The 10,111-nt window shown below is 60.5% G+C and carries 10 protein-coding genes; all 10 read left to right on the forward strand.

Going from position 1 to position 10,111, the window contains the following annotated elements:
- The first annotated feature begins 346 nt into the window (after nucleotides 1–346).
- Nucleotides 347–892 (forward strand): ATP synthase subunit I, encoded by a 546-nt coding sequence (locus tag PQQ51_RS32150; protein ID WP_408501232.1) that lies wholly within the window; start codon nucleotides 347–349, stop codon nucleotides 890–892.
- A 178-nt stretch (nucleotides 893–1,070) separates the two neighbouring features.
- On the forward strand, nucleotides 1,071–1,922 hold the full coding sequence (gene atpB / locus PQQ51_RS32155; protein WP_408501233.1) for a F0F1 ATP synthase subunit A: 852 nt from the start codon (nucleotides 1,071–1,073) through the stop codon (nucleotides 1,920–1,922).
- Between the two features lie 94 nt (nucleotides 1,923–2,016).
- Nucleotides 2,017–2,286, forward strand: coding sequence for a F0F1 ATP synthase subunit C (atpE, locus tag PQQ51_RS32160; protein ID WP_007180033.1), 270 nt, complete (start codon nucleotides 2,017–2,019; stop codon nucleotides 2,284–2,286).
- 138 nt (nucleotides 2,287–2,424) lie between these two features.
- Nucleotides 2,425–2,895, forward strand: coding sequence for a F0F1 ATP synthase subunit B (locus PQQ51_RS32165; protein ID WP_408501234.1), 471 nt, complete (start codon nucleotides 2,425–2,427; stop codon nucleotides 2,893–2,895).
- A 2-nt stretch (nucleotides 2,896–2,897) separates the two neighbouring features.
- Nucleotides 2,898–3,437 carry a F0F1 ATP synthase subunit delta gene (locus PQQ51_RS32170; RefSeq protein ID WP_408501235.1) on the forward strand — a complete coding sequence of 180 codons (540 nt, stop codon included), beginning with the start codon at nucleotides 2,898–2,900 and terminating at the stop codon, nucleotides 3,435–3,437.
- Nucleotides 3,438–3,495: 58 nt separating this feature from the next.
- The gene (atpA, locus tag PQQ51_RS32175) at nucleotides 3,496–5,037 is read left to right on the forward strand and encodes a F0F1 ATP synthase subunit alpha (RefSeq protein ID WP_408501236.1); all 1,542 of its coding nucleotides are present in this window, start codon (nucleotides 3,496–3,498) and stop codon (nucleotides 5,035–5,037) included.
- A 91-nt stretch (nucleotides 5,038–5,128) separates the two neighbouring features.
- Nucleotides 5,129–6,013: a F0F1 ATP synthase subunit gamma gene (gene atpG, locus PQQ51_RS32180; RefSeq protein WP_408501237.1), complete on the forward strand. Its 885-nt coding sequence runs from the start codon at nucleotides 5,129–5,131 to the stop codon at nucleotides 6,011–6,013.
- Between the two features lie 101 nt (nucleotides 6,014–6,114).
- Entirely contained in the window at nucleotides 6,115–7,509 is a 1,395-nt protein-coding gene (atpD, locus tag PQQ51_RS32185) for a F0F1 ATP synthase subunit beta (protein WP_091797865.1), read from the forward strand.
- A gap of 157 nt (nucleotides 7,510–7,666) precedes the next feature.
- Nucleotides 7,667–8,092, forward strand: a complete 426-nt coding sequence (locus PQQ51_RS32190; protein WP_345812320.1) for a F0F1 ATP synthase subunit epsilon — start codon at nucleotides 7,667–7,669, stop codon at nucleotides 8,090–8,092.
- A 212-nt stretch (nucleotides 8,093–8,304) separates the two neighbouring features.
- Nucleotides 8,305–10,035 carry an AMP-binding protein gene (locus tag PQQ51_RS32195; protein ID WP_408501238.1) on the forward strand — a complete coding sequence of 577 codons (1,731 nt, stop codon included), beginning with the start codon at nucleotides 8,305–8,307 and terminating at the stop codon, nucleotides 10,033–10,035.
- Nucleotides 10,036–10,111: the final 76 nt, after the last annotated feature.

Consider the following 10,111-nt stretch of genomic DNA (forward strand, 5'->3'; position numbering starts at 1 on the left):
ATACCCTGGGCTGGCGTCATCTGTCTATCAATCCGGCAAGAAATCCACGTCTGTTGCATTTTTGACACGTCCGCCACAGCGTCTCACCGATATCGATCGAGGCGCGGACGCGTGCAATCCGCGAGGCATGAATTGCCGTCCCCCGACCGCCTTACATTTGCCGTCCATCAACCCACGAACACGCGGTTCCCGCATGGCGAGGAGCCTTTTCACGCAGGTTATTGAGCGGCCTAAAGTCTTGAATTGCCTGCAACTATCGCTTACAATCGCCCGGATTTAATTGCACGGCAACCCCGTAAGCGCAGCGTAAGCTGGCGGGCAGGAACAAGACTTTCGGAACACTGCGATGGCGGTCAAAACGTCGAATCAAGCGCCGAAGAATGGGCACGACGAACACCGCTCTGAACGCTCCGGTTCCGGTGTGTCCACCGGTCAGCACGTTACAAATGATGATGCGTGGGATGTCGAGCAAAACGATAACAATATCGTTCCGCTTACGCGGGCTGAAGCTGAAAAGCTGTTTGGTCCGAATGTAAGTCGTCCATCGCGCGTTACGCCGTTCAAGGTCGTGGCGGCGCAAATGGTTTTGTCCCTGGTTGCTACGCTGGTGTGGTGGCTGTTCTACAAGCCGCCGGGCGCTGCTGCGCTGTCCGCGTTCCTGGGGGGCGCGATCTGCTGGGTGCCGGGCGCGTTGTTCGCGGCACGACTTAGAACGCTGAGCGGCGCCGAAACGGTGATGAGCTGGATGATCGGCGAAGCGCTCAAGATGGGGACAACGATCGCGATGTTTGTAGCCATCGCCTTCTGGTATCACGACGTACGCTGGGTGCCGCTGCTCGTGACCTACCTCATCGCGCTCAAGACGTACTGGATTGCGTTGGCCTGGCGCTAACGCAACAAGGTAGCAACACAGCGGCATTAAGGTAGCAGCAAAAAATTCAGGCCGGCGCGCAGCGCTGGTACAAGGAGTGCGGATATGACACGATCCGCACCCGGCGTGTTCCCGCAATACAGTATTGCGGCGGGAACGGCCTCAGACGATTTTCGACAATTTGGGTGGCTTTAACGATATGGCAGCTAGCGAAGGCACGCGCGCAATGGATCCGTCCGAGTACATCGCGCACCACTTGCAGAACTTTTCCACCGCGCACCAGACGTCGATTTTCGACATTCACGTGTGGAATCTGGACACCCTTTTCTGGTCGATCGTTTGCGGTCTGGCCACGATCCTGATTCTGCATCTCGCTGCCCGCAAGGCGACGTCCGGCGTGCCCGGCCGTTTCCAGTGCGCGATCGAAATGCTGGTCGAAATGGTCGAGGATCAATCGAAGTCGATGATCCACGGCTCGCGCACTTTCATCGCGCCGCTGGCCCTGACCGTGTTCGTCTGGGTCGCGCTGATGAACTCGCTCGACTTTATCCCCGTCGATTTGCCCGGCCGCGTGATCGGCTGGCTCGGCCTGTCGGAAGTCATCCCCCATCATCGCATCGTGCCGACCGCCGACCTGAACGGCACGTTGGGCATCGCACTCGGCGTGTTCGCGCTGATGATCTACTACAACTTCAAGATCAAGGGCGCCGGCGGCTTCGTGCATGAACTGCTGTCGGCTCCGTTCGGCGCGCATCCGCTGCTGTGGATCCCGAACCTTGCACTGAATATCATCGAGTTCGTCGCCAAGACGGTTTCGCTCGGCATGCGGCTGTTCGGCAACATGTACGCGGGCGAGCTGCTGTTCCTGCTGATTGCCCTGCTCGGCAGCATGTGGGGTTTCGGCGCGGACGCGTCAGTGCTCGGCTTTATCGGCCACGTCATCGCAGGCACGGTTTGGGCGATCTTCCACATCCTGATCGTTCTGCTGCAAGCATTCATTTTCATGATGCTGACGCTGGTGTACATCGGACAGGCACACGACACCCACTAATCGCGGTGTGTCGAACGACGAATCGTTTTAGTTTTTTGTTTTATCAAATCCCAGTTCCAACCAGTTCTAAAAGACTTTTCACAAAGGAGTGATCATGCAAGCTTTCATCGCCAACATCCAGGGTCTGACCGCCATCGGTATCGGCATCATCATCGGCCTGGGTGCAATCGGCGCCTGTATCGGTATCGGCCTGATGGGCGGCAAGTACATCGAAGCATGTGCTCGTCAACCGGAATTGATGAACCCGCTGCAAACCAAGATGTTCCTGCTGGCTGGTCTGATCGATGCGGCATTCCTGATTGGCGTTGGTGTGGCAATGCTGTTTGCGTTCGCGAACCCGCTGCTGTCGAAGCTGGCAGGCTGAGGTTCCTCGGAAGTTTGCGCCTGAGCTATAACTGGTGAAGGCGCAGGGCGGAACGGGCACTTGGGCGCTGATCGAATACAGAATCGATGAGCGCCTTGCCGTTTCACTTTCCGAACTAGCAACGTTTAAGGAAACACCGTGAATCTCAACGCAACCCTGTTTGCGCAAATGGTCGTGTTCCTGATCCTCGCGTGGTTCACGATGAAGTTCGTGTGGCCGCCGCTGATCAACGCCCTCGACGAGCGCTCCAAGAAGATTGCTGACGGTTTGTCTGCCGCTGAAAAGGGCAAGGCTGAACTTGAAGCCGCTCACAAGCGCGTCGACCAGGAACTGGCTCAGGCTCGCACCGACGGTCAGCAACGCATTGCTGACGCAGAAAAGCGGGCTGTGGCAGTCGCTGACGAAATCAAGGCTCAAGCACAAGCTGAAGCCGCTCGCATCATCGCGCAAGCGAAGGCCGACGCGGACCAGCAAGTCGTGAAGGCGCGCGAAACGCTGCGCGGTGAAGTCGCCGCACTGGCAGTGAAGGGCGCCGAACAGATCCTGAAGCGCGAAGTCGACCAGGCAGCGCATGCTGACCTGCTGAATCAACTGAAAGCCGAGCTCTGATCATGGCCGAACTTGCAACCATCGCCCGTCCGTACGCAGAAGCGCTGTTTGGCGTGGCCGAAGCTGGTGACATCGCCGCCTGGTCCACGCTCGTGCAGGAGCTGGCACAGGTTGCGCGTCTGCCCGAAGTGCTGTCGATCGCCTCGAGCCCGAAAGTAAGCCGCGCCCAGGTCAGCGAACTGCTGCTGGCCGCGGTCAAGTCGCCGCTCAAGGACAACGCGCAAGCGAAGAATCTGGTGCAAATGCTGGTCGATAACCATCGCCTGCCGTTGCTGCCGGAAATCGCTGTGCAGTTCGAAGAGTTGAAGAACGCCCGCGAAGGGGCGGCAGATGTGCTGGTCGTTAGCGCATTCCCGCTCGAAGGCGCGCAGTTGAACGAACTCGTCGCAAGCCTCGAACGCAAATTCAAGCGCAAGCTGAAGCCGACGGTCGAAGTCGACTCGTCGCTGATCGGCGGCGTGCGCGTGACAGTTGGCGACGAAGTGCTCGATACCTCGGTCCGCGCGCGGCTTGCCAGCATGCAGACGGCTCTGACGGCCTGAAGCGCGTAACGCGCTGAAGCGGCTGGCACGCAACAGAATTGACTATCAGGAGCGAATAATGCAACTCAATCCCTCTGAGATCAGCGAGCTGATCAAGAGCCGGATCCAGGGCCTTGAAGCGAGCGCAGACGTTCGCAATCAGGGCACCGTGATCTCCGTGACCGACGGTATCGTGCGCATCCACGGCCTGTCGGAAGTGATGCAGGGCGAAATGCTCGAATTCCCGGGCAACACCTTCGGTCTCGCACTGAACCTCGAGCGCGACTCGGTCGGCGCCGTGATTCTGGGCGAGTACGAACACATTTCGGAAGGCGACATCGTCAAGACGACGGGCCGCATTCTCGAAGTGCCGGTGGGCCCGGAGCTGCTCGGCCGCGTGGTCGACGCACTCGGCAACCCGATCGACGGCAAAGGCCCGATCAACGCGAAGAAAACCGACGCAATCGAAAAGATCGCACCGGGCGTGATCTGGCGTAAGTCGGTTTCGGAGCCGGTCCAGACCGGTCTGAAGTCGATCGACGCGATGGTGCCGGTCGGCCGTGGCCAGCGCGAGCTGATCATCGGCGACCGCCAGTGCGGCAAGACCGCAGTCGCAGTCGACGCGATCATCAACCAGAAGGGCAAGAACCTCTTCTGTATCTACGTCGCGATCGGCCAGAAGGCTTCGTCGATCATGAACGTGGTCCGCAAGCTGGAAGAAACCGGCGCGCTGGAATACACGATCGTCGTCGCGGCTTCGGCTTCGGAATCGGCTGCAATGCAATACCTCGCACCGTACGCCGGCTGCACGATGGGCGAATACTTCCGCGACCGCGGCCAGGACGCGCTGATCGTTTATGACGATTTGACCAAGCAGGCTTGGGCATACCGTCAGATCTCGCTGCTGCTGCGCCGCCCGCCGGGCCGCGAAGCTTATCCGGGCGACGTGTTCTATCTGCACTCGCGTCTGCTGGAGCGTGCTGCTCGCGTCTCGGAAGAGTACGTCGAGAAGTTCACGAACGGCGAAGTGAAGGGCAAGAGCGGTTCGCTGACGGCACTGCCGGTCATCGAAACGCAAGCAGGCGACGTGACCGCATTCGTTCCGACGAACGTGATCTCGATTACCGACGGCCAGATCTTCCTGGAAACCGACCTCTTCAACGCAGGTATCCGCCCGGCAATCAACGCCGGCGTGTCGGTGTCGCGCGTCGGCGGTGCGGCTCAAACCAAGGTCGTGAAGAAGCTGTCGGGCGGTATCCGTACCGACCTCGCGCAGTACCGTGAACTGGCTGCGTTCGCGCAGTTCGCATCGGACCTCGACGAAGCAACCCGCAAGCAACTGGAGCGCGGCCGCCGCGTGACGGAACTGCTGAAGCAGCCGCAATATCAGCCGCTGCAAGTGTGGGAACTGGCTGTCGCGCTGTTCGCCGCGAACAACGGCTACCTCGACGATCTGGAAGTGCCGCAAGTGCTGCCGTTCGAAAAGGGTCTGCGCGAATATCTGAAGGCGAGCCACGCTGACCTGGTCAAGCGCATCGAAGATACCAAGGAACTCTCGAAGGACGATGAAGGCCTGCTGCACACGGCCGTCAAAGACTTCAAGAAGTCCGGCGCTTATTGATCCGCGAGTGATCCGCAAGGCATAAACGGACCTTGAAGCGGCGCGGGCCGCAGGCAACTGAACCCGCGCTGCTTCGATCATGGAGCAAGCAATGGCTGGAATGAAGGAAATTCGCGGCAAGATCAAGAGCGTGCAAAACACGCGCAAGATCACGAAAGCGATGGAGATGGTGGCCGCATCGAAGATGCGCCGCGCTCAGGAGCGCATGCGCGCTGCTCGCCCGTATGCCGACAAGGTCCGCGATATCGCTGCGCACATGAGCCGTGCGAACCCCGAGTATCGTCACCCGTTCATGGTGTCGAACGAAGGCGCGAAGACGGCCGGCATCATCCTCGTCACGACCGATAAGGGTCTGTGCGGCGGGATGAACACCAACGTGCTGCGCGCGTCGCTGCAGAAGTTCAAGGAACTGGAAGGCCAGGGCAAGACGGTCGAGGCAACGGCGATCGGCACCAAGGGTCTGGGTTTCCTGAACCGTCTGCGCGCGAAGGTGGTGTCGAATGTCGTGCATCTGGGCGACACGCCGCATCTGGAAAAGCTGATCGGCGCGGTGAAGGTGCAGCTCGACCTGTACTCGGAAGGCAAGGTTTCGGCGGTGTACCTGGCGTACACGCGCTTCGTCAACACGATGAAGCAGGAGCCGGTGATCGAGCAACTGCTGCCGCTGTCGGCAGACCAGTTCGAGCGCAAGGACGAAGACGGCACGACTCCGACCACGCAGTGGGACTACATCTACGAGCCGGATGCACAGGCCGTGGTGGACGAACTGCTGGTGCGTTATGTCGAAGCGCTGGTCTATCAGGCCGTCGCGGAAAACATGGCATCGGAGCAGTCGGCACGGATGGTCGCGATGAAGGCCGCTTCGGACAACGCGAAGACGGTCATCAACGAACTGCAGCTCGTGTACAACAAGAGCCGTCAGGCCGCGATCACGAAAGAACTGTCGGAAATCGTCGGTGGCGCGGCGGCGGTCTGACCTTGACGGTCAGGCAAGCCGCTTCGTGTGCGCCCGTGTGGCGCACCCATCGAAACTGCGCCTTTGCGCGAGTGAAGAATTGAGTATCTAAAGGAAAAGCGATGAGTACTACTGCTTTGGTAGAAGGCAAGATCGTACAGTGCATCGGCGCAGTGATCGACGTGGAATTCCCGCGTGACCACATGCCGAAGATTTACGACGCGCTCATTCTCGAAGGTTCGGAACTGACCCTCGAAGTCCAGCAACAGCTGGGCGACGGCGTTGTCCGTACCATCTGTCTGGGTGCATCGGACGGCCTGCGTCGAGGCACGGTCGTGAAGAACACGGGCAAGCCGATCAGCGTGCCGGTCGGCAAGCCGACCCTCGGCCGGATCATGGACGTGCTGGGTCGCCCGATCGACGAAGCCGGCCCGATCAACTCGGACGTGGTTCGCGGCATTCACCAGAAGGCTCCGGCGTTCGACGAACTGTCGCCGTCGACGGAACTGCTCGAAACCGGCATCAAGGTTATCGATCTGATCTGCCCGTTCGCGAAGGGCGGCAAGGTCGGCCTGTTCGGCGGCGCCGGCGTGGGCAAGACCGTGAACATGATGGAACTGATCAACAACATCGCGAAGGAACACGGTGGTTACTCCGTGTTCGCCGGTGTCGGCGAGCGTACCCGCGAAGGGAACGACTTCTATCATGAAATGAAGGACTCGAACGTTCTCGACAAGGTCGCGCTGGTGTACGGCCAGATGAACGAGCCGCCGGGCAACCGTCTGCGCGTCGCGCTGACCGGTCTGACGATGGCCGAGCACTTCCGTGACGAAGGCCTTGACGTGCTGTTCTTCGTCGACAACATCTACCGTTTCACGCTGGCAGGCACGGAAGTGTCGGCACTGCTCGGCCGTATGCCGTCGGCAGTGGGCTATCAGCCGACGCTGGCTGAAGAAATGGGCAAGCTGCAAGAGCGTATTACGTCGACCAAGACCGGCTCGATCACGTCGGTTCAGGCCGTGTACGTCCCTGCGGATGACTTGACCGACCCGTCGCCGGCTACGACTTTCGGCCACCTGGACGCAACCGTCGTGTTGTCGCGTGACATCGCTTCGCTGGGTATCTACCCGGCAGTCGATCCGCTCGATTCGACCTCGCGTCAGATCGACCCGAACGTGATCGGCGAAGAGCACTACTCGATCACGCGCGGCGTGCAGCAAACGCTGCAGCGCTACAAGGAATTGCGCGACATTATCGCGATTCTGGGCATGGACGAACTGGCGCCGGAAGACAAGCTCGCCGTCGCGCGCGCTCGTAAGATCCAGCGTTTCCTGTCGCAGCCGTTCCACGTCGCTGAAGTGTTCACGGGCTCGCCGGGCAAGTACGTGCCGCTGAAGGAAACGATCCGCGGCTTCAAGATGATCGTTGAAGGTGAGTGCGACCATCTGCCGGAACAAGCGTTCTACATGGTCGGCACGATCGACGAAGCCTTCGAAAAGGCCAAGAAGATCCAGTAAAGGTCGGGTGTGACGAAGCGGGCGCCGGCCTCGCGCGGTGTGGTACGTGTCTTGTATCGAAAACGCAAAACCGGCGCCTCTTACTACACTCAATCCAGCCTTGCATGGGACCCGAGTCGGCGCGAAAGCGCTAACCCGGTTCGCCACAGGAGTCGATATGGCAACCATTAAAGTAGACGTCGTCAGCGCGGAAGAGCAGATCTTCTCGGGCCAGGCGAAGTTCGTCGCGCTGCCGGGCGAAGCAGGTGAACTCGGCATTCTGCCGGGCCACACGCCGCTCATCACGCGGATTCGTCCGGGTGCGGTGCGCATCGAAGCTGAAAACGGCGACGAAGAATTTGTGTTCGTCGCCGGCGGCATTCTCGAAATCCAGCCGGGCGCCGTGACGGTTCTGGCCGACACCGCGATTCGCGGCAAGGATCTCGACGAAGCCAAAGCTGAAGATGCACGCAAGCGTGCGGAGGAAGCGCTGCAAAACACGGGCTCGAACCTCGAATACGCCACCGCGCAAGCGGAACTGGCGTACGCGACGGCTCAGCTCGCTGCGATCCAGCGTCTGCGCAAGCTGCGCGGTCAGAACTAGGCATCACGTATCAGAGAGAAAGCAGCCTTCCCGGCTGCTTTTTTTTGACCTCTACTTGACGTTTACGGAAGGGTAATGGAAATTCAAGCCTTGGCCCGGCGTCCGTCGATACGCTGCGGGTAAGACTTGATGCCGTCGCGGCCAGCGCCGGTGGCACAATCGGTTTCAAATTCATTTCAATAGAGCAAGCTTCAGCTCACGGAGACAGCACCATGGCAACGCACGTGTCAGGCGAAGGCGCACTCATCGAACCCAAGGACGGCTTGTCGTACGTTCGCGGTTCGACCGATATCCCACTGAGCGAGGCCACCGTCGGCCAGTTTCTGGGCGATACGGCGCAACGCTTTCCCGACCGGCCGGCCGTGGTGTTTCGCGAGCAGCGCATCCGCTGGACATGGCGGGAGTTTGCGGACGAGGTCGACGTGCTGGCCGCCGGGCTGCTTGCACTCGGTATCGTGAAGGGCGATCGGGTCGGCATCTGGTCGCCGAATCGGGTCGAGTGGCTGCTCACGCAGTTCGCGACCGCGCGCATCGGCGCGGTGCTGGTCAACATCAATCCGGCGTACCGGCTCGCCGAACTCGAATACGCGTTGAACAAGGTCGGCTGCAAGGCAATCATCGCCGCGGAGCGCTTCAAGACCTCGATGTACCTCGACATGCTGCAGGAGCTCGCGCCTGAACTGGCCGCGCACGCGCCCGGTGAGTTGCACGCGGCGCGTCTGCCCGAGCTTCGTTACGTGATCCGCATGTGCGACACGGAGACGCCGGGCATGCTGAGCTTCTCCGACGTGATCGAGCAAGGCCGCGCGACGCTCGATGTCGCGAAGCTGAACGACATCGGCGCGACGCTGTCCTGCCACGATCCGATCAACATCCAGTTCACCAGCGGGACGACCGGCAACCCGAAGGGCGCGACGCTCACGCACAGCAACGTGGTCAACAACGCGCGCTATATCGCGATGGCGATGCGTCTGACGGAGCAGGACGCACTGTGCATTCCTGTGCCGCTCTACCACTGTTTCGGCATGGTGCTCGCTGTGCTGGCGTGCGTGTCGGTCGGCGCGAATATGGTGTTTCCGGGCGAAGGCTTCGACCCGGCGGCGACGCTGGCCGCGGTCGCCGAGGAGCAATGCACCGCACTGCACGGCGTGCCGACGATGTTCATCGCGGAACTCGACCATCCGGACTTCGCCGGCTACGACTTCTCGCGCCTGCGCACCGGCATCATGGCCGGCTCACCATGCCCGATCGAGACGATGAAGAAAGTCGTCGCGAAGATGCATCTGAGCGAGATCACGATTGCCTACGGGATGACGGAAACCAGCCCTGTGTCGTTCCAGAGTTCGACCGCCGATCCGCTCGACAAACGCACCACGACGGTCGGCCGCATCCAGCCGCATCTGGAGGTGAAAATCGTCGATTCGCTCGGCGAGATCGTGCCGGTGGGTGAGACCGGCGAGTTGTGCACGCGCGGCTATTCGGTGATGCAAGGCTATTGGGGCGATGAAGCGAAAACGCGCGAAAGCATCGTCGACGGCTGGATGCATACCGGCGACCTCGCGACGCTCGATGCCGAAGGCTATTGCAACATCGTTGGCCGCCTGAAGGACATGCTGATACGCGGCGGTGAAAACATCTATCCGCGGGAGATCGAGGAGTTTCTGTTCCGCCATCCGAAGATCCAGAGCGTGCAGGTGTTCGGCGTGCCGGATTCGAAGTATGGCGAAGAGGTGTGCGCATGGGTCGTGCTGCGCTCAGGCGAACAGGCGACTGCCGACGAAATCCAGCAGTTTTGCCACGGCCAGATCGCGCACTACAAGGTGCCGAAGTACATCCGTTTCGTCGACGAACTGCCGATGACCGTCACCGGCAAAGTGCAGAAGTTCGTCATGCGTGAACGGATGATCGCCGAATTGAAAGTGCAGGAAGATAAAACAGCCTGACAGCCGTGGGGGCGCCCCCAGAAAGGCGCCCCCCCCGTTTTTGTTGGGGGAAACCCGTTTGCGCCGGGACCCGCGC

Origin of the sequence: Paraburkholderia xenovorans, from assembly GCF_046030735.1 — a bacterium.
GTDB classification, from domain to species: Bacteria; Pseudomonadota; Gammaproteobacteria; order Burkholderiales; family Burkholderiaceae; genus Paraburkholderia; species Paraburkholderia xenovorans_A.